Raw genomic sequence first — 21985 nt, forward strand, 5'->3', positions numbered from 1 at the left:
CCATGAGCTGGATCCACACGACCGCCGCCGAGCAGGCCGCTGCCCTCGCCGCGGGTGAGGTCACCAGCGTCGAGCTGACGCAGGCGCACCTCGACCAGATCGCCGCCACCAACGGCGAGCTGAACTCCTTCCTCCACGTCGACGCCGACGGTGCGCTCGCCCAGGCGGCCGCGTCGGACGCGCGCCGTGCCGCCGGCGCGCCGCTGCACGAGCTCGACGGCGTCCCGATCGCGATCAAGGACGTGCTCGCGACCGAGGGGCTGCCGACCACCGCTGGCTCGAAGATCCTCGAGGGCTGGATCCCGCCGTACGACGGCACGGTCACCGCGAAGATCAAGGCCGCCGGCCTGCCGATCCTCGGCAAGACCAACATGGACGAGTTCGCCATGGGCTCGGCCAACGAGAACTCCGCCTACGGCCCGGTCAAGAACCCGTGGGACCACACCCGGATCCCGGGTGGCTCGGGCGGCGGCTCGGCGGCTGCCGTGAGCGCCTTCCAGGCCCCGCTGGCGATCGGCTCGGACACCGGCGGCTCGATCCGCCAGCCCGGTGCGATGACCGGCACCGTGGGCGTGAAGCCGACCTACGGGTCGGTCTCGCGCTACGGCGTCATCGCGCTCGCCAACTCGCTCGACCAGCTCGGACCGGTCACCCGCACGGTCCTCGACTCCGCCCTGCTGCAGGAGCTGATCGGCGGCCACGACCCGCTCGACTCGACCTCGGTCGCCACGGCGGTCACCGGTCTCGCCGACGCCGCCCGCCAGGGTGCGGCGGGCGATCTCGCCGGTGTCCGGATCGGCATCGTCAAGGAGCTCCAGGGCGACGCGTGGTCCGCACCGGTCGTCGAGCGCTTCGACGAGTCGATCGAGATCCTCAAGGGCCTCGGTGCAGAGGTCGTCGAGGTGAGCCTGCCGAGCTTCGTGCACGCCATGGCCGCCTACTACCTGATCCTGCCGGCCGAGTGCTCCAGCAACCTCGCCAAGTTCGACGCGATGCGCTACGGCCTGCGGGTCACGCCCGAGGGCGACCCGAGCGCCGAGGACGTCATGAAGGCCTCCCGCGACGCGGGCTTCGGCAACGAGGTCAAGCGCCGCATCCTGATCGGCACCTACGCCCTGTCGTCGGGCTACTACGACGCCTACTACGGCCAGGCGCAGAAGATCCGCACGCTGATCATCGAGGACTTCAAGAAGGCATTCGAGCAGGTCGACGTGCTGGTCAGCCCGACCGCGCCGACGACCGCATGGGCGCTCGGCGAGAAGGCCGACGACCCGCTGGCCAACTACCTGCAGGACCTCGCCACCATCCCGGCGAACCTCGCCGGCGTCCCCGGCATCTCGATCCCGTCGGGCGTCTCGTCGGCCGACGGTCTGCCGACCGGCATCCAGTTCCTCGCGCCGGTCCTCGAGGACGCGCGGCTCTATCGCGTCGGTGCCGCCCTCGAGGCCGCGCTCACGAAGCAGTGGGGCGCCGCGATTGCCGCTCCGGCGTACGCCAAGGAGGCGTGAGATGACCCAGACGATCGTCCCCTTCGAGAAGGCGCTCGCGGCGTACGACCCGGCCATGGGCCTCGAGGTCCACGTCGAGCTCAACACCAACTCGAAGATGTTCTGTGGCTGCCCCACGGAGTTCGGCGCCGAGCCGAACACGCAGGTCTGCCCGACGTGCCTGGGCCTGCCCGGCGCGATGCCGGTGGTCAACGGCAAGGCCGTCGAGTCGGCGATCCGGATCGGTCTCGCCCTCAACTGCGAGATCGCCGAGTGGTGCCGCTTCGCGCGGAAGAACTACTTCTACCCGGACATGCCGAAGAACTTCCAGACCTCGCAGTACGACGAGCCGATCGCCTTCGACGGCTGGATGGACGTCGAGGTCGAGGGCGAGACCTTCCGGGTCGAGATCGAGCGCGCCCACATGGAGGAGGACACCGGCAAGTCGACCCACGTCGGTGGTGCCACGGGCCGGATCCACGGTGCCGAGTACTCCCTGGTCGACTACAACCGTGCCGGCATCCCCCTCATCGAGATCGTCACCAGGCCGATCCTGGGAGCGGGGGAGAAGGCGCCCGCCGTCGCTCGCGCCTACGTGGCGCAGCTCCGCGACCTGATCGTGGCCCTGGGCGTCTCCGACGCCCGCATGGACCAGGGCTCGATCCGTGCCGACGTGAACCTCTCGCTGGCTCCGAAGGGCTCGGACAGGCTCGGCACCCGCTCGGAGACCAAGAACGTCAACTCGCTCCGCTCCGTCGAGCGCGCGGTCCGCTTCGAGATCGGCCGCCACGCGGGCATCCTCGACGCGGGCGGCTCGGTCGTCCAGGAGACGCGCCACTTCCACGAGGACACCGGCGAGACGACGTCCGGGCGCGAGAAGTCCGACGCCGAGGACTACCGCTACTTCCCGGAGCCGGACCTGGTGCCGGTCGCCCCGTCGCGGGAGTGGGTGGAGGAGCTGCGTCGCACGCTGCCCGAGAACCCGACTGCCAGGAAGGCGCGCCTCCAGGCGGAGTACGGCTTCACCGACCTCGAGATGCGCGATGTCTGGGCTGCCGGTGCGCTCCCGCTGATCGAGGCGACCGTCGCCGAGGGTGTCGCCCCGCAGGCCGCGCGCAAGTGGTGGGTCGCGGAGCTGCTGCGGCGTGCCAACGAGGCCGGTGTCGAGCTGGCCGAGGTCGGTGTCACGCCGGCGCAGGTCGCTGCCGTCCAGGCACTCATCGACGCGAAGACGATCAACGACAAGCTGGCGCGGCAGGTCTTCGACGGGCTCATCGCCGGCGAGGGGACGCCCGAGGAGGTCATCGAGAAGCGCGGCCTCGCGCTCGTCTCCGACGACGGCCCCCTGATCGCCGCGATCGACGACGCCCTCGCGTCGCAGCCTGACCTGGTCGAGAAGATCAAGGGCGGCAACATGGGCGCCATCGGCGCGATCATGGGGGCCGTCATGAAGGCGACCCGTGGCCAGGCCGACGCCGGCCGCGCCCGCGAGCTGATCCTCGAGAAGCTGGAGTTGAGCTGAGCAGAGGCGAGCTTGCTCGGTCTCTGCCGGCGAAGTGATGGCCGGGCGGGGCTCGTGCGCGCCGGGATGGGGCCTGTGCAGCGCTTCGCGCGGCACGGGCCCCGTCTCGCGTCGGCACGGGCCCCGTCTCGGCGCGAACAGGGCGCCTGCGCGCGCACGGGCGTCGCCGGATCGTTACCGGACGGCGTACGTCAGTCGGCGACCTGTGACAGCGTCGGAGGGAGCGGGTCCGCCTCCGGGGCGTCGGGAGGGAGTGCGCCGGCGGCGGACCCGGACACCTCGGATCGCGCACCCAGCCGGGCGGCGAGGAACTCCTCCACGACGATCCGCTGGGCCCGCGTGCGGGCCAGGGCGGTGCTCGCCACCATGGCGTTGCGGCAGGCCTGCTGCTGCGCAGCGGTCGCCCACGAGTCGACGAGGGCGGCGACGCGCTGGCGGGGGACCTGGAAGACCACAGCTGCTCATTCGGGAGAGTCGGTGAATCGGGACATTTGCGAGGGTAGCGACGCTCCGGTGGGGCGCCAATCCCGACGCGCGCGGTAGCGCTGCTCTCCAACGAGTGTGGGGTCGCGGGTGCCGTGCGTCAGTCGCGGGTGACCGCGATGACCGTCTCGGCGACCCGACCACGCGGGCGGACCGGGTTCTTGCGCACCCAGGCCTCGGCCTCGGGGCCGGCGGCGTCGAGCAGTGCGGCGTTCGCGACGACGCGGCCGGGGAACCTCTTGGCGACCTCCGAGAGGCGGGAGGCCTCGACCACGGGGTCGCCGATCAACGTGTACTCGTAGCGCTCGGCGACACCGACGTTGCCCGCCACGACCTCGCCGGCCGTGACGCCGATGCCTGCCGGCACCTCCGGGAGCTCGTCCTGCAGCCGGCGGCCCAGCTCGCGCGCCGCGTGCAGCACCTTCCGCTCGAGGTCCTCGACCTCGGTGGGCACGCCCCACACCGCCAGGGCGGCATCACCTTCGAACTTGTTGATCCAGCCGTCGTGCTGGTGGACCACGTCGATCACGATCTCGAAGAATCGGTTGAGGAGCATGACCACCTCGCCCGGCTCACGCTCGGTGGCGAGGGTGGTCGAGCCGATGACGTCGGTGAAGAGAACGCCGACGTAGCGGGCCTCGCCGCGCAGGCGTACGCCGCCCTCGAGCGCCGCCCGGGCCACGTCGTCGCCGACGTGGCGGCCGAACAGGTCGCGCATGCGCTCGCGCTCGCGCAGGCCCGCGGCCATGTCGTTGAACCCGGCCTGCAGGACGCCGATGTCGGTGCCGTCGTAGATCGGGAGGTGGACGTCGAGGTCGCCGCGCTCGAGCTGGGCGAGACCGAGGCGCAGCTGGCGGACCGGGTCGCTGGTGGCCCGCCCGGCGAGCAGGATCATGAGCCCGCCGACGACCAGGGCGATCAGGGCGATCACGATCATCGTGCGGGCGATCTGGTTGACCGTCACGTTCGTGTCGTCGGTGAGGAGCCGGGACCCGACCATGACCAGGCCCACGACGGGGGCTGCCGTGCCGAGCGCCCAGGCGAACATCGTGCGCGTCACCACGGTGCGCAGCCGCGCCCTCTCCGGTACGCCGTTGCGCAGCGCGACGCTCGCGAGTGGCCGGATCAGCCGCTCCGCGACCAGGTAGGCCAGCGCGCTCGCACAGATGCCGGCGATGAGCACGATCTGGCCGACGGACCAGGCGCCGTTCCAGCCCAGGCGCCAGGCGTTGAGCAGCATGAAGGTGACGACGCCGAGCATCCACCCGCGCGCGTGGAACGCGAAGGCCGTGCGGGGCACCGCGAGCAGTGCCAGCTTCTCGTCGTCGGTCGGGCTGCGACGCGCCTCGAGCCAGCTGACGACGGGCTCGACCTGCCGGAAGGCCCACCAGTGGCCGAAGACGGCGACCGGCCAGGCGAGGGAGACGATGATGACCGCGTTGAAGGCGATCCAGTCCGCATCGATGTCGACCGGGAGCGGGATGACGAAGAGCGCGAGGGCGGCGACGAGCAGGACGCCCATCAGGTTGATGCTGACCAGCGTGAGGCTGGTGAGCAGGCGTGCCTGCGACGTGAGCGACAACGCCAGGAAGCGCTGTCGTACCTCTGCCCGCATCGTCACAGGGAGAAGGTACCGACCCGCGGAGCTCAGTGGAGCGGGGTGGCCAGTCGCGTGGTCGTGCCGCGGCCCCGGAGCTGGACCGGCTTGCGCTCGTGCCAGTGGTCCGCCTCGTCGCCGGCTGCGTCGAGGAGGGCGGCGTTGACGGCCACACGCTTCGACCGCTCCTTGGCCAGGTCCGTGAGCCGCGCCGCCTCGTTCACGGGGTCGCCGATGACGGTGTACTCGTAGCGTTCCGCAGCGCCGACGTTGCCCGCGACGGCAGTGCCGGCCGAGACGCCGATGCCGGCGTCGAGCTCGGTGACCTCGCGGCGGAGGCGGTCCGCCATGACCCGGGCGGCGCGGAGGGCCTGCGCCTCCATGTCGGGGACCGCGGTCGGTGCGCCCCATACGGCCAGGACGCCGTCGTCCTCGAACTTGTTGATCCAGCCACCGTGCTCGTGGACCACCTCGACGACCACCTCAAGGAACCGGTTGAGCAGGCGCACGACCTCGCCCGGCGAGTGCTCGCGCGCGAACGTCGAGACGCCGACGATGTCGACGAAGAGCACCGCCACGCGGCGCGACTCCCCGCCGAGCTGCACGGTGCCCTCCAGTGCGCTGCGCGCCACGTCGGGTCCGACGTGGCGGCCGAAGAGGTCGCGCAGCCGCTCACGCTCGCGCAGGCCCGCCACCATCGTGTTGAAGCCGGCCTGGAGGTGACCGAGCTCGGTGCCGTCGTAGATCTGCACCTGGGAGCTCAGGTTGCCCCGGGAGACCTCGGCGAACGCCTCACGGAGGCCGCGGACCGGGTCGGCGCTGGCGCGGGCGGCGGCGTACGCCGTGGCGCCGCCGACGGCCAGGGTGAGCAGGCCGAGGACGAGCATGGTCACGGCGAGCTGGTGCACGGAGACCAGCACGTTGTTGGCCAGGGTGTTGACGCCCACGAGGACCACGCCGAAGAGCGGTGCGCCGGTGCCGAGCAGCCAGGCGAACATGGTGCGGGCGGCCACCGAGCGGACCCGCACCCGCTCCGGGACGCCGCGGCGCAGCGCCTGGCGGGCGAGCGGGCGGGCCAGCCGCTCGGTGGTGAGGTAGGCGACGGACGCGACGCCGAGGCCGGACAGCGCGACGATGCCGCCCAGGACGAGCCCGAGCCACGCGTCGTAGAAGGCGTTGTAGACGCCGAAGACGACCGTGGCCATCGCCCAGAAGAGGGCATGGTGCACGAACACGCGCTCCGGCGCGTTGAGCACGTGTCGCTGCTCGTCGGGCCAGGGACGCCGGCCCTCCACGAGCCAGTCGAGCGTCTGGTGCACGAGGCGCAGGCCGACGGCGAGCCCGTACACGCAGATCGCCGGAAGCAGGAGCACCAGCAGCTCGAGGTTGCGGATCGCCTGCTCGGAGTCGTAGACGACCGGCAGGGGCACCACGAGGATCGAGAGCAGGAAGGCGAGGGCCGCTCCGCCGACGTTGATCACGATGACGGAGGCGATGACGCCGATCTTGAGCCTGGCGTCGAGCGACAGGCCCGACCAGACCGCCTGCCCTCGTCGAATGCTCACGGGGAGAAGGTACCGACTCGCGCCCTCGCTGCGGCGACTAACCTTGGTCCATGCCCACTCTGCGTTCTGCCACCTCCACCTCGGGCCGCAACATGGCCGGTGCCCGCGCCCTCTGGCGCGCGACCGGCATGACGGACGGCGACTTCGGCAAGCCGATCATCGCCATCGCGAACTCGTTCACCGAGTTCGTCCCCGGCCACGTGCACCTGCGCGACCTCGGCAAGATCGTCGCCGAGCAGATCGAGGCAGCGGGTGGCGTCGCCAAGGAGTTCAACACGATCGCCGTCGACGACGGCATCGCGATGGGCCACGCGGGCATGCTCTACAGCCTGCCGAGCCGCGAGCTGATCGCCGACGCGGTGGAGTACATGGTGGAGGCGCACTGTGCCGACGCCATCGTCTGCATCTCCAACTGCGACAAGATCACCCCGGGCATGCTGCTGGCGGCCCTGCGCCTCAACATCCCCGTCGTCTTCGTCTCCGGCGGCCCGATGGAGGCCGGCAAGACCACCGCGATCGAGGGCATCGTCCACTCCAAGCTCGACCTCGTCGACGCGATGGTGCTGGCGGTCGACGAGCGCGTCAGCGACGAGGTTCTCGACACCGTCGAGCGCTCGGCGTGTCCGACCTGCGGCTCGTGCTCCGGCATGTTCACCGCCAACTCGATGAACTGCCTCACCGAGGCCATCGGCCTCTCCCTGCCGGGCAACGGCTCCACGCTCGCCACCCACGCCAAGCGCCGCGCCCTCTTCGAGGAGGCCGGCCGCCTCGTCGTGGACCTGTGCAAGCGCTACTACGAGCAGGACGACGAGTCCGTCCTGCCGCGTGCGATCGCCTCGCGCGCCGCCTTCGAGAATGCCGTCGCCCTCGACGTCGCCATGGGCGGCTCGACCAACACGGTGCTGCACCTGCTGGCTGCCGCCCGCGAGGCCGAGCTGGAGTTCGACGTCCACGACATCGACGCCATCTCGCGCCGGGTGCCGTGCCTGTCGAAGGTCGCACCCAACTCCCCGAAGTTCCACATGGAGGACGTCCACCGCGCCGGTGGCATCCCGGCGCTGCTCGGTGAGCTGCGTCGCGGTGGTGCGCTCAACGAGGACGTCCACTCGATCCACTCGGCGTCTCTCGACGAGTGGCTGGGGGAGTGGGACATCCGCGGCGAGAAGCCGTCCGAGAAGGCGCTCGACCTCTTCCTCGCCGCCCCGGGCGGTGTCCGGACGACCCAGGCGTTCTCCACGGAGAACGTCTGGAGCTCCCTCGACACCGACGCCGAGGAGGGCTGCATCCGCGACTTCGCGCACGCCTACTCGAAGGACGGCGGCCTCGCCATCCTCTCCGGCAACATCGCGGTCGACGGCTGTGTCGTGAAGACGGCCGGCGTCCCGGAGGAGTGCCTGACCTTCACCGGCACCGCCATCGTCTTCGAGTCGCAGGACTCCGCCGTCGAGGGCATCCTCTCCAAGAAGGTGCAGCCCGGCCACGTGGTCGTCATCCGCTACGAGGGCCCGAAGGGCGGCCCGGGCATGCAGGAGATGCTGTACCCGACGTCGTACCTCAAGGGCGTCGGGCTGGGCCAGAAGTGTGCGCTCATCACCGACGGGCGCTTCTCGGGTGGCTCCAGCGGCCTGAGCATCGGGCACATCTCGCCGGAGGCGGCCTCGGGTGGCCTGATCGCCCTCATCGAGGACGGCGACACCATCTCGATCGACATCCCGAAGCGCACGATCCACCTGGACGTCGAGGACCACGTGCTGATGGAGCGCCGCCTGGTGCAGGAGAAGCGCGACAAGCCCTACACGCCGGCCACCCGCGACCGGAAGGTGTCGGCTGCGCTGCGTGCCTACGCCTCGATGGCGACGTCGGCCTCCGACGGCGCCTACCGCCGCGTTCCCGAGTGACGATCCCGACCAGGCCGCCGGTCGGCCCGGCTGTGCCGGGCTGGTCGGTCCGCCCCACCCCCGAGGCAGTGCACCTGCAGGGCCGGTACGCCTCCCTGCGGCCACTCACCTCGGCCTCCTACAGCGAGCTGTACGCCGCTCTCGGCGGCGAGCAGGCGGCCCCGCGGTGGACCTACCTCCCCGCGGAGCCGCCTCGGGACCTGCCGTCCCTCTGGATGCTGATGTCGACGCGGCTGGAGGCCGACCCTGCGACGTTCGCGGTCGTGGGGGAGGACGGCCGTGTGGCCGGCACGTTCGCGCTGTGCACGGTCGACGAGTCCAACGGCTCGGTCGAGCTCGGATGGGTGCTCTTCGGTGAGGCGCTGGCGCGCACCCGTGCCGCGACCGAGGCCGTGCACCTGGTGCAGTCCCACGTCTTCGAGGAGCTCGGTTACCGCCGCCTCGAGTGGAAGTGCGACAGCCTCAACGAGCCGTCGCGCCGGGCAGCGCTCCGGTTCGGCTTCACCTACGAGGGCACGTTCCGTCAGCACCGGGTGGTCAAGGGCCACAACCGCGACTCCGCCTGGTTCTCGATCACCGACTCCGAGTGGCCGGCCATCCGTGAGCGCCAGCTGGCCTGGCTGGATCCGGAGAACTTCGACGCCGACGGCGTCCAGCGCACCTCGCTCCGCCCGCACGGCAGCGCCCGATGACGCCGCAGATCCGCCGCCAGGTCCTCGCGGCCGTGGCGCTGGTCCTCGTCGCGGTGCTCGCGCTGGTCCAGTCGGCCGGCTCGGTCGACGAGCACCGGGCCCGGGCGCGCACGGCGGATGCCAGTCCTGTCGACCCGGTCTCCCCGGCCCTGGAGCGGGGCCGGCTCTTCGACGGGCGGATGTTCGTCGCCTACTACGGCACCGTCGGCACGCCCGTGCTCGGCACGCTGGGCGAGGCGGCGCCCTGGAAGGCGGCAGCACGGGTCGAGAAGGCGGCTGCGCCGTTCCGTCGTGCGGGCCTGCCGGCGCAGCCCGTCTTCGAGCTGATCGTCACCATCGCCGACCGCTACGCGGGTGCGGACGGTGACTACAACCACGACGTGCCCGCGGTCGCCGTACGCCGGTGGATGGCCGCCGCCCGCCAGTCCGGCGCGCTCCTCGTCCTCGACGTCCAGCCCGGGCGAGCGGACTTCCCCAGCGTCGCCAGGCGCTGGGCGTGGGCCCTGAAGGACCCGAACGTGGGCCTTGCGCTCGACCCCGAGTGGCGCATGCACGGCAGCCAGGTGCCGGGACACACCATCGGCTCGACCACCGGGTGGGAGATCAACCTGACCTCGCGCTGGCTGCAGGACTTCGTGGTCGCGCGCCACCTCCCGCAGAAGCTCTTCGTGGTCCACCAGTTCCGGCGCGACATGATCCGGGGGATCGACATCGTCCGGGACCGTCCCGACCTGGCGGAGATCCAGCACGTCGACGGCTTCGGCACGCCGCGCCAGAAGTACGCGACCTACCGCGCCGTCGCGCGACCCGACCTCTTCCGGATGGGCTTCAAGCTGTTCTACGACGAGGACACCCCGATGCTGTCCGCGCAGCGGGTGATGCGGATCCGGCCCCGGGTGGACTTCGTCAGCTTCCAGTAGCACGGTGGAGGCATGACCTCTCCCCAGAGCGACCTCATCGAGCGGTCCGCGTTCGACGACGCCGGCCTGACCGACTGGCGGATGTTCCTCCGGGCCCTGCACACGCGCTACGACCCCGGCTCGTACGCCGCCGGCCTGGCGCTGGTCGCTGCGATCGGCGCCGCGGCTGAGGAGCAGGACCACCACCCCGACCTCGACCTGCGCTGGGGCCACGTCAACGTGCTCCTCACCAGTCACGACAGCGGGGGAGTGACGGTGCGCGACCTGCGGCTGGCGCGCCGGATCAGCGAGATCGCGGCCGCCGCGGGGGCCGTCGCCCGTCCGCAGCTGGTCCAGCGGATCGAGATCGCGCTGGACACCGCCGACTGGCGGCGGATCCGTCCGTTCTGGAAGGCCGTACTGGGCGGGGCCGACAACCCGCGCCTGCCCGACGAGGTGCGGGACCCCGACGGAGCGACGCCGACGCTCTGGTTCCAGGAGACGGAGCCGCACGAGACCCCGAAGCAGCGCTTCCACCTCGACATCCGGGTGCCGGTCGACGTCGCGGGCGAGCGCATCGCTGCCGGCCTCGCGGCCGGGGGTGTCCTCGTGAGCGATGAGAGCGCTCCCGACTTCGTCGTCCTCGCGGATCCGGACGGCAACCGGGTCTGCATCGGCACCAGCTGACGAGGCGGCTGGCCAGCCGCGGGGCCGCCATGATGTGGGACCGGCGTACCGAATCATGGGACGACGGTCATACTTGCTTGACGCCTCCTTACCCGGCAGCGAGTCTTGACGCATGCGCACTCTTGTACGCACGCGACGCGTGGACTGAAACGGACACAATCCCGATCAGTGCATGCGTATCCCCTCGTCGCCGGCAGGCCGAGGGGTTTTTTGTTGGACTCACACTTCGGAGAAGGAACACGGATGAGCGAGAGCGTGACGGGCGCCCAGAGCCTGGTGAGGTCTCTGGAGCACGCCGGCGTCGAGGACATCTTCGGCTACCCGGGCGGCGCCATCCTTCCGGCGTACGACCCGCTGTTCGACAGCTCGATCCGCCACATCCTGGTCCGCCACGAGCAGGGTGCCGGCCACGCGGCCGAGGGCTACGCCGCGGCGAGCGGCAAGGTCGGCGTCTGCATGGCGACCTCGGGTCCGGGCGCGACCAACCTGGTCACCCCGATCGCGGACGCCTACATGGACTCCGTCCCGATGGTCGCGATCACCGGCCAGGTGCCCGAGGCCCTCATCGGCACGGACGCCTTCCAGGAGGCGGACATCCGCGGCATCACGATGCCGATCACCAAGCACAACTTCCTGGTCACGGACGCGGCGGAGATCCCCCGCACGATCGCGGAGGCGTTCCACCTGGCCTCGACGGGTCGGCCCGGTCCGGTCCTCGTCGACGTCACCAAGTCGGCGCTCCAGGCGATGACGTCGTTCGCCTGGCCGACCGAGATCACGCTCCCGGGCTACCGTCCGGTGACCCGTCCGCACGCCAAGCAGATCCGTGAGGCCGCCCGGCTGATCGCTGCTGCCCGCAAGCCGGTCCTGTACGTCGGCGGCGGCACGATCCGCTCCGGCGCGCACAAGGAGCTCCGCGCCCTGGCCGAGCTGACCGGCATCCCGGTCGTCACGACCCTGATGGCCCGGGGCGCCTTCCCGGACAGCCACCCGCAGCACCTCGGCATGCCGGGCATGCACGGCACGGTCTCCGCCGTCGCTGCCCTGCAGAAGTCCGACCTGATCATCAGCCTCGGCGCCCGCTTCGACGACCGGGTGACCGGTGACCTCTCGACGTTCGCGCCGGGTGCGCTGATCATCCACGCCGACATCGACCCGGCCGAGATCGGCAAGAACCGCCACGCCGACGTCCCGATCGTGGGTGACGTCAAGGAGGTCCTGACCGAGCTCATCGCGCAGCTCAAGGCCGACGGCCAGCAGGGCGACTACGAGGGCTGGGTCGCGTTCTGCGCCGGCATCAAGAAGCAGTACCCGCTGGGCTACGACGCTCCGGCCGAGGGCCTGGCCCCGCAGTACGTCATCGAGCGCCTCGGTGCGATCTCCGGTCCGGAGACGATCTTCGCGGCGGGCGTCGGCCAGCACCAGATGTGGGCTGCCCAGTTCATCTCCTACGAGAACCCCAACACCTGGCTCAACTCCGGTGGCGCCGGCACGATGGGCTACTCGGTGCCCGCTGCCATGGGTGCCAAGGTCGCCTGCCCGGACACGACCGTCTGGTCGATCGACGGTGATGGCTGCTTCCAGATGACCAACCAGGAGCTCGCGACCTGCGCGATCGAGGACATCCCGATCAAGGTCGCCGTGGTCAACAACGACAACCTCGGCATGGTCCGGCAGTGGCAGACGCTCTTCTACAAGGAGCGCTACTCCAACACCGACCTGCAGAAGCACGACAAGCCGGTTCGCATCCCCGACTTCCCGAAGCTCGCGGAGGCCTACGGCTGCGTCGGCCTCTCGTGCGACTCGCCGGCCGAGGTCGACGCCGTCATCAAGAAGGCGATGGAGATCGACGACCAGCCGGTCGTGATCGACTTCCGGGTCCACAAGGACGCGATGGTCTGGCCGATGATCGCCGGTGGCGCCAGCAACGACGAGATCCAGTACGCGCGCGACCTCGCGCCCAAGTTCGACGAGGATGACCTCTGATGGCCCGTCACACCCTCTCGGTCCTGGTCGAGAACAAGCCCGGCGTCCTGGCCCGCATCGCGGCGCTCTTCAGCCGTCGCGGCTTCAACATCGACTCGCTCGCGGTCGGCCCGACCGAGCACAGCGACGTCTCGCGCATGACCATCGTGGTCAACGTCGAGGAGACCCCGCTCGAGCAGGTCACCAAGCAGCTCAACAAGCTGATCGAGGTGCTGAAGATCGTCGAGCTCGACGGCAGCGCCTCGGTCAACCGCGAGCTGCTCCTGGTCAAGCTCAAGGCAGACGCCGAGAGCCGTGGCCAGGTCCTCGACGTGGTCCAGCTCTTCTCGGCCGACGTCGTCGACGTGGCCCCGGACGCGGTCACGGTCCAGCTGGTCGGCAGCAGCCAGCGACTCTCCGACTTCCTCAAGGTCGTCGAGCCGTTCGGCATCCGCGAGCTGGTCCAGTCGGGCATGGTCGCGATCGGTCGTGGCCCGCGCTCGATCTCGGAGCGCACCCTGCGCCCCGTCGCAGTTCCGACCCCGCCGCCCGCTGCCGGCTGAGTCCCCAGCCGGCCGCCGGCCGGGTGTCCCCCTGACAATCCCTACGTACAACCCCACCAGAAGGAGAGCCCATCGTGGCTGAGATGTTCTACGACGACGACGCCGACCTGAGCCTGATCCAGGGCAAGCAGGTCGCTGTCATCGGTTACGGCAGCCAGGGCCACGCCCACGCCCTCAACCTGCGCGACTCCGGCGTCGACGTGCGGATCGGCCTCAAGGCCGACTCGAAGTCGATCGCCAAGGCCGAGGCCGAGGGCCTGCGCGTCCTGACGGTCGCCGAGGCCGTGGAGGAGGCTGACGTCATCGTCATCCTCGCTCCCGACCAGCACCAGCGGAAGATCTACGCCGAGGACATCAAGCCGCACCTCGCCGAGGGCGACACCCTCGTCTTCGGTCACGGCTTCAACATCCGCTTCGGCTACATCGAGGCCCCCGAGGGCGTCGACGTGATCATGGTCGCCCCGAAGGCCCCGGGCCACACCGTCCGCCGCGAGTACGTCGCGGGCCGCGGCATCCCGGACATCATCGCCGTCGAGAAGGACGCCTCCGGCAACGCGCTGGAGCTCGCGAAGTCCTACGCGAAGGCGATCGGCGGCACCCGCGCCGGCGTCATCATGACCACCTTCACCGAGGAGACCGAGACCGACCTGTTCGGTGAGCAGGCCGTCCTCTGCGGTGGCGTCTCTCAGCTCGTCATGTACGGCTTCGAGACCCTGACCGAGGCCGGCTACCAGCCGGAGGTCGCCTACTTCGAGTGCCTCCACGAGCTCAAGCTCATCGTCGACCTGATGTGGGAGGGCGGCATCGCCAAGCAGCGCTGGTCCGTCTCCGACACGGCCGAGTACGGCGACTACGTCTCGGGCCCGCGCGTCATCGACCCGCGCGTCAAGGAGAACATGAAGGCCGTCCTCGCGGACATCCAGTCGGGTGCCTTCGCGAAGCGCTTCATCGACGACCAGGACGCCGGTGCCCCGGAGTTCCTCGAGCTCCGCGCCAAGGGCGCTGCCCACCCGATCGAGGAGACCGGCCGCAAGCTCCGTGGCCTCTTCTCGTGGAAGCAGCAGGACGCCGACTACACCGAGGGCTCGGCCGCGCGCTGACCCGACGCCACGTCGTACGACGACGCCCCCGACCGGACCCGGTCGGGGGCGTCGTCCCTTTCAGTCGCGTGTCACTTGACCTCGGTGCGCAGCACGAGCCGCAGGCCGACGAGGAAGGGCACGACGATCCAGAGCAGGGTCGTCACGCCGAGCTGGGTCCACTGCTCACCGGTCAGTGCGCTGTCGAAGAGCAGGAAGCGGGTCTGGTTGAGGTCGAACCAGCCGGCGTGGTCGGCCCACCACTGCTGCGAGGAGGCCAGTGCGCCGGAGACGCCCGGGAGCACGAAGTTCACGACGAAGTAGCCGACGACGGCGGCGGGCGAGCTGCGGAAGAGCAGGCCGAGGGCGAGGCCCAGCAGCATGCCGAGCTCGTTGGCCAGGACGATCTTCGCGAACGATGCGGCGCTGATGTCCCAGATCGCCTCGTTGCCGGTCACGAGCGAGGTCACCACGTTGCCGAGGGCGCCGATGCCGAGCGCGAGCAGCATCGAGACGACGCCGATGGCGAGCACGTCGACGACCTTCGCGCCGATGACGCGTGGCCGGCTCGGCACGAGGGTGAACGTCGTGAGCGCGGTGCGCTGGCTCCACTCACTGGTCACGGCCAGCACGCCGATGACCGGGAGCACGATCGACATCGGGCTGCCGACAGCGGCGGCGAAGGAGTCGAAGGAGAGCGAGTCGCGGTCGCCGAGCAGCACGGTGACCACGGTCGCGATCACCGACGCGATCACGATGCTCGCCATCAGCCAGAACCCGGCGCGGGTGTCGAACATCTTCTGCAGCTCGACCAGGAGCACCCGGCCGAATGGGATCGGCTCCGGCGTACGCCGTGGCGCGCGGCGTTCGCCTGCGACGGGGCGGGCGTCGGGGGAGAGGGTCTCGGTGCTCATGCTGCGTTCCCTTCGCGGGCGGTGGTGGCGGTGAGCTCGAGGAACATCTCCTCGAGGCGGGCCCCGTCGGCGGCGCGGAGCTCGCTGACGGCGATGCCGGCGGCGAAGGCGATCCGGCCGATGTGGCCGGCGTCGCCGCTGACCAGCAGGGCGCCGTCGGCGGGCGTGGACTCCAGGCCTGCGCCGACCAGAGCGGTGTGGAGGCCGCGCAGGTCGTCGGCGCGGACCAGGGTCTCGGCCGACGCGAGCAGGTCGGCCTTGGTGCCCGAGGCGACGATCCGGCCGTGGCCGATGACGACGATGTCGTCGGCGACGACCTCGATCTCGTTGAGCAGGTGGCTGGAGAGGAGCACGGTGCCGCCCTGGTCGGCGAAGCCGCGCAGGAGGTCGCGCATCCAGCGGATGCCGGCGGGGTCGAGGCCGTTGGCCGGCTCGTCGAGGATCAGCACCTCGGGGTCGCCGAGGAGTGCGGAGGCGATGCCGAGGCGCTGGCGCATGCCGAGGGAGTAGGTGCGGACTCGGCGGCCCGCCTCCTCCTCGGTCAGGCCCACGGCGGCGAGGAGGTCGTCGACGCGGGACCCGGGCAGGCCCATGAGGCGCGCGTTGATGCGCAGCACCTCGCGGCCGGTGCGGCCGGCGTGCTGGGCCGAGGCGTCCAGGAGGACGCCGACCTCGCGGCCGGGGTTGGGCAGGTCGGCGAAGCGACGGCCGAGGATGTGGGCGGTGCCGGAGCTGGCCTCGGCGAGGCCGGCCATGATCCGCATGGTGGTGGACTTGCCGGCGCCGTTCGGGCCCAGGAAGCCCGTGACGCGGCCCGGCAGCGCGGTGAACGACACGTGGTCGACGGCGGTGTGGCGGCCGTACGACCTGGTGAGGGATTCGACGGTGATCATGGCTCCCACCCTCGTGTGCAGGCGGGGGCGGGCGCTTCGGGCACGCCCCCGGTGCCGACCCTGAGATCGCCGCGCCTGGCCTCAGGGACACATCGGGGGAACAAGGGGACACGTCACGTGGTTGTGCCCGCCATGGAGATCGAGATCTGGTCCGACGTCGTCTGCCCGTGGTGCTACATCGGCAAGCGCCGGCTCGAGAAGGCACTGGACGGCTTCGAGCACGACGTGACCATCACCTGGCGTTCCTTCCAGCTCGACCCGGGCGCACCGACGGTGCCGGTCGAGACTGTCGCGGAGGCCCTGGGCCGCAAGTACGGCGGGGGAGAGGCCGCGGGTCGGCAGATGATCGACCGCGTCGAGGCGGTCGCCGCGGAGGAGGGCATGCTCTGGCGGCACCACCAGTCGCAGCGTGTCGGCACCGTCGACGCCCACCGTCTCCTGCACCTCGCGCTGCACGACGGCGGTCCCAAGCTCCAGGGCCAGCTCAAGGAGCGCCTCTTCGCGGCGTACTTCGCCGAGGCGGCGAACGTCGCGGACCACGGCGTCCTGCGGAGCCTGGCGGCCGAGGCCGGCCTCGACGCCGCCCGTGTCGACGAGGTCCTGGCGGGCAGTGACTACCTCGACGAGGTGTACGCCGACCAGCAGCAGGCCGGCGCGTACGGTGCGACCGGTGTGCCGTTCTACGTGATCGAGAAGCGCTACGGCGTCTCGGGTGCCCAGCCCGCCGAGGCCCTGCGCCAGGTCCTCGGCCGCGCGTGGACGGACCTGCACCCGTCCCTCACGATCGTCGACGGCGACAACGCCTGCGGCCCCGACGGTTGCGCCATCTGAGACGGCACGAGCGTTCACCGTGCCGCCGCCGTGCGGCCGTGAAACCCGCCCGGGCTCCCCTCGGGGGTCCCTGTAGAGTGAGGGCCCGCGCACAGCGTCGTGCACGCCCCTCTGCGCCTTCTGCGCGAGGATCCCCGGAACCACACTCGCACCAAACGAGGGAATCGCTGTGAGCAAGCCTGTCGTCCTGATCGCCGAAGAGCTGAGCCCCGCCACCATCGACGCGCTGGGTCCCGACTTCGAGATCCGCAACTGCAACGGCGCCGACCGCGCCGAGCTGCTGCCGGCCATCGCCGACGTCGACGCGATCCTGGTCCGGTCCGCGACCAAGGTCGACGCCGAGGCGCTCGCCGCCGCGTCGAAGCTGAAGGTCGTCGCCCGCGCCGGTGTCGGTCTCGACAACGTCGACGTGAAGGCCGCCACCGAGCGCGGTGTCATGGTCGTCAACGCGCCGACGTCCAACATCGTCTCCGCCGCCGAGCTCGCCGTCGCGCTGATGCTCGCCGCCGCCCGCAACGTCTCGCCGGCGCACGCCGCGCTCAAGGACGGCGTCTGGGCCCGCTCGAAGTACTCCGGAATCGAGCTCTACGAGAAGACGGCCGCCATCGTCGGCCTGGGTCGCATCGGCGTCCTCGTCGCGCAGCGCCTCTCGGCGTTCGGCATGAAGGTCATCGCGTACGACCCCTACGTCCAGGCCGGCCGCGCTGCCCAGATGGGTGTCCGCCTCGTCGACCTCGACACCCTGATGGCCGAGGCCGACTTCATCTCCGTGCACCTCCCGAAGACGCCGGAGACCGTGGGCCTGATCGGCGCCGACCAGTTCGCGAAGGCGAAGAAGGAGCTCGTGCTCGTCAACGCCGCCCGCGGTGGCATCGTCGACGAGGCCGCGCTCTACGACGCGCTCAAGGAGGGGCGCATCGCGGCCGCCGGCCTCGACGTCTTCGCCAAGGAGCCGTGCACCGACAGCCCGCTCTTCACCCTCGACAACGTGGTCGCCACGCCGCACCTCGGTGCGTCGACCGAGGAGGCCCAGGAGAAGGCCGGCATCGCCGTCGCCAAGTCCGTGCGCCTCGCTCTCGCGGGTGAGCTGGTCCCCGACGCGGTCAACGTCCAGGGTGGCGTCATCGCTGAGGACGTCCGCCCGGGCATCCCGCTCACGGAGAAGCTCGGCCGCGTCTTCACCGCGCTCGCCGGCGAGGTCGCCCAGCAGATCGACGTCGAGGTCCGTGGCGAGATCACCGAGTACGACGTCAAGGTGCTGGAGCTCGCCGCCCTCAAGGGCGTCTTCGCCGACATCGTCGAGGACCAGGTCTCCTACGTCAACGCGCCGCTGCTGGCCGCCGAGCGCGGCACGGCTGTCCGCCTCGTCGCCGAGTCGGAGTCGCCGGACCACCGCAACCTGATCACGATCCGCGGCACGCTCGCCGACGGCTCGCAGGTCTCGGTCTCCGGCACCCTGGTCGGCATCCACCAGCGCGAGCGCCTCGTCGAGGTCAACGGCTTCGACGTGGACATCGAGCTCACCGAGCACCTCGCCTTCTTCCGCTACGAGGACCGCCCGGGCATGGTCGGCACGCTCGGCGGCATCCTGGGCGACGCGGGCGTCAACATCGCCGGCATGCAGGTCGCCCGTGACGCCAAGGGTGGCCAGGCCCTCGTGGCGCTGTCGGTCGACTCCGCCATCCCGGCAGAGACGCTGGCCAAGGTCGAGGCCGAGATCAAGGCCGAGTCGGTGCGCGCTGCCGACCTCACCGACTGACTCCACGCAGCAACACGTCGTACGGCCGGTCCCGTCGGGGCCGGCCGTCCGGCATTTCCTGGCCCGTACGGGTCACTGTGCCCCAGTTCATGAGCGCGGGGCCGTGACCCTGCGTGCAGGGGCGTCGTTGGGACTCGACAGCGCTGCTTCCCATCCGGGGGCAGGCATCGGACCTCCCGGAAGGCAGCCTCCTCGTGGACCGTCGACCTCGCATCCTGCTGCTCCTCGCAGTGCTGGTGGTGCCGTTCGGCGTCCTCGACGTGGCCCCCGCGCCGCACGCGGCTGCCGCAGACGGACCGAACTGCGGCACGACGGTCTACAAGGCCTCCGGCGAGGCGTGGCAGTGCACCTTCTCCGAGGGGTTCTCCAGCTCGACCCTCGACACGACGAAGTGGCGGCCGCTGCTCACGCGCAACACCGATGCGCAGACACCCGAGTGCCGGATCAAGGACAACCGGACTGTCGCGCTCGCGAACGGCGTCCTCAAGCTCACCGTCCGCAAGCTCTCCTCGCCGATGACCTGCACCACCAAGTCGGGCAGCACCTACCGGACGTCGTACATCGGGGGCGGGATCGCCACCAACGGCCTGTTCCACCTCACCTACGGTCGCGTCCAGTTCCGCGCGGCGATGCCGTACTACGGCGGCAGGGGCATCCACAGCGCGCTCTGGCTGTGGCCGGCGTACATGAAGTACGGCGAGAAGTCGGGCGAGCTGGACGTGGCCGAATGGCGTTCGTCGCAGCCGCACCGCGTCGTGCCGACGGTTCACTACAACGACGGGGGAGCGGACCCCGACATCACCAACTGGGCCTGCTACGTGGACAAGGTCTGGAACTTCCACACCTACACGCTGGAGTGGACGCGGGACTCGCTGCGGTTCCTCTACGACGGCAAGCTGTGCCTCGAGGACAGCTGGATCTCCGCCGACGGCCTGACCAAGCCGGCGCCGTTCGACGAGCCGTACTTCCTCATCCTCAACCAGGCCCTCGGGAGCGGGCAGAACGCCGTCACGTCGAGCACGGCCTTCCCCCAGTCGATGTCCGTGGACTACGTGCGGGTGTGGCGCTAGCCGCCTAGGGTCGACGGGATGCGCCCCCGTCTCGCGCCGTACCTTGCTGCGGCACTCGTCCTCCTCGCTGCCGGCTGCGCGCCGGGCGGCCCGGCCACGGCGCCGCCCCGCTCCGGTTCCAGTGCGCCTGCCTCGAGCCCGTGCGGCTCCCCGGCCCCCGCACGTCCGGGAGGAGGCACCTGGACGTGCGCGTTCGCGGACGACTTCGAGGGCGACCAGCTCGACTCGCGCCGCTGGCGTCCGCTGCTGACGCGCGACTCCGGGGTGGCCACTCCCGAGTGCCGGCTCGACCTCCCGGGCACGGTGGCCGTCGCCGGCGGCCTGCTGAGGCTGACGGCGCGCCGTCTCCCGCATCCGGTCCCGTGCCCCGTCGTCGGGCCGACGCGCTTTCTGGGTGGCGGTGTGAGCACACGAGGCCTGTTCTCCCAGACCTACGGACGATTCGAGATCCGGGCCCGGTTCCCGGGCGGGCCGGGAGCGGGCCTCCACAGTGCGCTGTGGCTCTGGCCGGAGCACAGCCTCCACGGCGCGAAGTCGGGCGAGATCGACATCGCCGAGTGGCGCTCGGCGCAGCCCTATCGGGTGGTCCCGACCCTGCACCTCGGTAGGGGATCCGCAGCCCGGTCCGCATCGAGCTGGCGCTGCTGGGTGCGGACGCCGGAACGCTTCCACACGTACGTCGCGGAGTGGGCGCCTCACCACGTCACGATCACCTACGACGGTCGCACCTGCCTCGACGTCCATCTCGACCGGTCGGCTGGCTCCCGGGCGCCGGATCCCTTCGACGAGCCGTACTTCCTCGTGCTGAACCAGGCAATCGGCGCAGGCGGGAACGCCCCGGGAGAAAAGGCCCGGCTTCCGGCCACGATGTACGTCGACTACGTCCACGTGTGGCGCTGAACCAACGCCAACGAGCCGATTCGACGCGAACGAGTGCAGACTGATCCAGCCGTTGTGTGACGCAGGTAACGGCGCGGTCGGTGTGATCCGTGTCATCTTTCGCGGGCACACCCGTCTCTTGGGCATGGGGGAGGCGCGGGTCAAGGGTGACCGTCGCGTTTTTGTCTCGGGGCCAGCACGCATCTGCTCGTCACTCGACTCGTGGGGGTCACACATGTTCACTCGCCTGCGCTCGCGCAGCATTCTCGCCGTGGCCGGCCTGACGGCCGCGACCGCGCTCGCCGTCGTCGGTCCGGGCGGCTCTGCCGACGCCGCCTGGGGGCCGTACTGCGGCAGCACCATCCGGAAGGCCGGGGGCGGCACCTGGAAGTGCACGTTCTCGGACGACTTCTCCGGGCGCTCGCTCGACACCACCAAGTGGTCTCCGCTGCTGACGTCCAACACCGGCGTCCAGACGCCGGACTGCCGCATCGACAACCCGGACACGCTGTCGGTCGGCGGGGGCTACATCTCGTTGTCCACCGTCGACACCGGCTCCGACTTCGTCTGCCAGGGCCCGTCCTGGTCGACCGACTTCACCACGCACTACCAGAGCGGTGGCATCACCTCGCGCAACAGCTTCGCCCAGACCTATGGCCGGTACGAGTTCCGGGCCGCGTTCCCGGGCAGCACCAGCGCCGGCCTGCACAGTGCGCTGTGGCTGTGGCCCAAGGAGCTCGTGTACGGCGCCGACTCCGGCGAGCTCGACGTGGCGGAGTACTACACCGGCGCGCCCGGGCGAGTGGTCCCGACGGTCCACTACGACGACGGTGGGCTCGACCCGGACAAGACCGACTGGCACTGCTACGTGGCGAACCCGGGGGCGTTCCACACCTATGCGATGGAGTGGACCCCGACCTCGCTCACGTTCCTGTACGACGGACAGACCTGCCTCGTCGACACCTGGCTGTCGGGCGCCCTGGCCAAGCCGGCGCCGTTCGACCAGGACTTCTTCATGATCCTGAACCAGTCGATCGGTGCGGGCTTCAACGCCCCGACGGAGGCGACGGAGTTCCCGGGCACCATGAAGGTCGACTACGTGCGCGTCTGGAAGTGACGGGTGTCACCCGGGCGGACCGAATCGTCTAGTCCGCCCGGGTCATTCCGCCCGCCTTCCGATGACGGGCGCTCTCCAGCCTGCC

At 70.7% G+C, this 21985-nt stretch carries 19 protein-coding genes; 14 read left to right on the forward strand and 5 right to left on the reverse strand.

The annotated features are described in order from the left end of the window. Window positions 1-2: 2 nt before the first annotated feature. Both gatA and gatB read left to right on the forward strand, forming a co-directional pair. On the forward strand, window positions 3-1508 hold the full coding sequence (gene gatA, locus Q5722_RS12085; RefSeq protein ID WP_305028518.1) for an Asp-tRNA(Asn)/Glu-tRNA(Gln) amidotransferase subunit GatA: 1506 nt from the start codon (window positions 3-5) through the stop codon (window positions 1506-1508). Window position 1509: 1 nt separating this feature from the next. After that, window positions 1510-3009 carry an Asp-tRNA(Asn)/Glu-tRNA(Gln) amidotransferase subunit GatB gene (gene gatB, locus Q5722_RS12090; protein WP_305028519.1) on the forward strand — a complete coding sequence of 500 codons (1500 nt, stop codon included), beginning with the start codon at window positions 1510-1512 and terminating at the stop codon, window positions 3007-3009. 191 nt (window positions 3010-3200) lie between these two features. Here gatB and Q5722_RS12095 read toward each other — a convergent pair whose 3' ends face one another. From Q5722_RS12095 to Q5722_RS12105, 3 genes are all read right to left on the reverse strand, one after another. Continuing rightward, complete coding sequence (locus Q5722_RS12095) at window positions 3201-3464, reverse strand: hypothetical protein (RefSeq protein WP_305028520.1); 264 nt, start codon at window positions 3462-3464, stop codon at window positions 3201-3203. 128 nt (window positions 3465-3592) lie between these two features. Then, window positions 3593-5107, reverse strand: coding sequence for an adenylate/guanylate cyclase domain-containing protein (locus Q5722_RS12100; protein WP_305029068.1), 1515 nt, complete (start codon window positions 5105-5107; stop codon window positions 3593-3595). Window positions 5108-5139: 32 nt separating this feature from the next. Next, window positions 5140-6654: an adenylate/guanylate cyclase domain-containing protein gene (locus Q5722_RS12105; RefSeq protein ID WP_305028521.1), complete on the reverse strand. Its 1515-nt coding sequence runs from the start codon at window positions 6652-6654 to the stop codon at window positions 5140-5142. A gap of 50 nt (window positions 6655-6704) precedes the next feature. On the opposite strand from Q5722_RS12105, the gene ilvD reads away from it, so the two are divergent. The 7 genes from ilvD to ilvC all read left to right on the forward strand — a co-directional run bounded on the left by ilvD (window position 6705) and on the right by ilvC (window position 14458). Further along, on the forward strand, window positions 6705-8552 hold the full coding sequence (ilvD, locus tag Q5722_RS12110; protein ID WP_305028522.1) for a dihydroxy-acid dehydratase: 1848 nt from the start codon (window positions 6705-6707) through the stop codon (window positions 8550-8552). Continuing rightward, complete coding sequence (locus Q5722_RS12115) at window positions 8549-9244, forward strand: GNAT family N-acetyltransferase (RefSeq protein WP_305028523.1); 696 nt, start codon at window positions 8549-8551, stop codon at window positions 9242-9244. The genes ilvD and Q5722_RS12115 overlap by 4 nt, the downstream gene beginning before the upstream one ends. Next, window positions 9241-10164, forward strand: coding sequence for a hypothetical protein (locus tag Q5722_RS12120; RefSeq protein WP_305028524.1), 924 nt, complete (start codon window positions 9241-9243; stop codon window positions 10162-10164). Before Q5722_RS12115 ends, Q5722_RS12120 begins: the two co-directional genes overlap by 4 nt. 12 nt (window positions 10165-10176) lie before the next feature. Further along, complete coding sequence (locus Q5722_RS12125; RefSeq protein WP_305028525.1) at window positions 10177-10830, forward strand: 4a-hydroxytetrahydrobiopterin dehydratase; 654 nt, start codon at window positions 10177-10179, stop codon at window positions 10828-10830. Between the two features lie 243 nt (window positions 10831-11073). Beyond that, complete coding sequence (locus tag Q5722_RS12130) at window positions 11074-12816, forward strand: acetolactate synthase large subunit (RefSeq protein ID WP_305028526.1); 1743 nt, start codon at window positions 11074-11076, stop codon at window positions 12814-12816. Further along, a complete protein-coding gene (gene ilvN, locus Q5722_RS12135) occupies window positions 12816-13358 on the forward strand; it encodes an acetolactate synthase small subunit (RefSeq protein ID WP_305028527.1) in 543 nt (180 codons plus the stop codon). Before Q5722_RS12130 ends, ilvN begins: the two co-directional genes overlap by 1 nt. A 74-nt stretch (window positions 13359-13432) precedes the next feature. Continuing rightward, complete coding sequence (gene ilvC / locus Q5722_RS12140) at window positions 13433-14458, forward strand: ketol-acid reductoisomerase (protein ID WP_305028528.1); 1026 nt, start codon at window positions 13433-13435, stop codon at window positions 14456-14458. A gap of 71 nt (window positions 14459-14529) precedes the next feature. Here ilvC and Q5722_RS12145 read toward each other — a convergent pair whose 3' ends face one another. After that, complete coding sequence (locus Q5722_RS12145; RefSeq protein WP_305028529.1) at window positions 14530-15351, reverse strand: ABC transporter permease subunit; 822 nt, start codon at window positions 15349-15351, stop codon at window positions 14530-14532. Continuing rightward, complete coding sequence (locus tag Q5722_RS12150; RefSeq protein WP_305028530.1) at window positions 15348-16244, reverse strand: ABC transporter ATP-binding protein; 897 nt, start codon at window positions 16242-16244, stop codon at window positions 15348-15350. The genes Q5722_RS12145 and Q5722_RS12150 overlap by 4 nt, the downstream gene beginning before the upstream one ends. Before the next feature lie 132 nt (window positions 16245-16376). Between Q5722_RS12150 and Q5722_RS12155 the strand changes: the two genes are divergently transcribed. The 5 genes from Q5722_RS12155 to Q5722_RS12175 all read left to right on the forward strand — a co-directional run bounded on the left by Q5722_RS12155 (window position 16377) and on the right by Q5722_RS12175 (window position 21900). Next, window positions 16377-17075, forward strand: coding sequence for a DsbA family oxidoreductase (locus tag Q5722_RS12155; protein ID WP_305028531.1), 699 nt, complete (start codon window positions 16377-16379; stop codon window positions 17073-17075). 169 nt (window positions 17076-17244) lie between these two features. After that, window positions 17245-18834 carry a phosphoglycerate dehydrogenase gene (serA, locus tag Q5722_RS12160; RefSeq protein ID WP_305028532.1) on the forward strand — a complete coding sequence of 530 codons (1590 nt, stop codon included), beginning with the start codon at window positions 17245-17247 and terminating at the stop codon, window positions 18832-18834. 194 nt (window positions 18835-19028) lie between these two features. Continuing rightward, window positions 19029-19904 (forward strand): glycoside hydrolase family 16 protein, encoded by an 876-nt coding sequence (locus Q5722_RS12165; protein ID WP_305028533.1) that lies wholly within the window; start codon window positions 19029-19031, stop codon window positions 19902-19904. Between the two features lie 18 nt (window positions 19905-19922). Beyond that, complete coding sequence (locus Q5722_RS12170; RefSeq protein WP_305028534.1) at window positions 19923-20804, forward strand: glycoside hydrolase family 16 protein; 882 nt, start codon at window positions 19923-19925, stop codon at window positions 20802-20804. Window positions 20805-21018: 214 nt separating this feature from the next. Continuing rightward, on the forward strand, window positions 21019-21900 hold the full coding sequence (locus Q5722_RS12175) for a glycoside hydrolase family 16 protein (RefSeq protein WP_305028535.1): 882 nt from the start codon (window positions 21019-21021) through the stop codon (window positions 21898-21900). Window positions 21901-21985: the final 85 nt, after the last annotated feature.

The sequence above is a fragment of the Nocardioides jiangxiensis genome (assembly GCF_030580915.1).
In the GTDB taxonomy this organism is placed as follows: Bacteria; Actinomycetota; Actinomycetes; order Propionibacteriales; family Nocardioidaceae; genus Nocardioides; species Nocardioides jiangxiensis.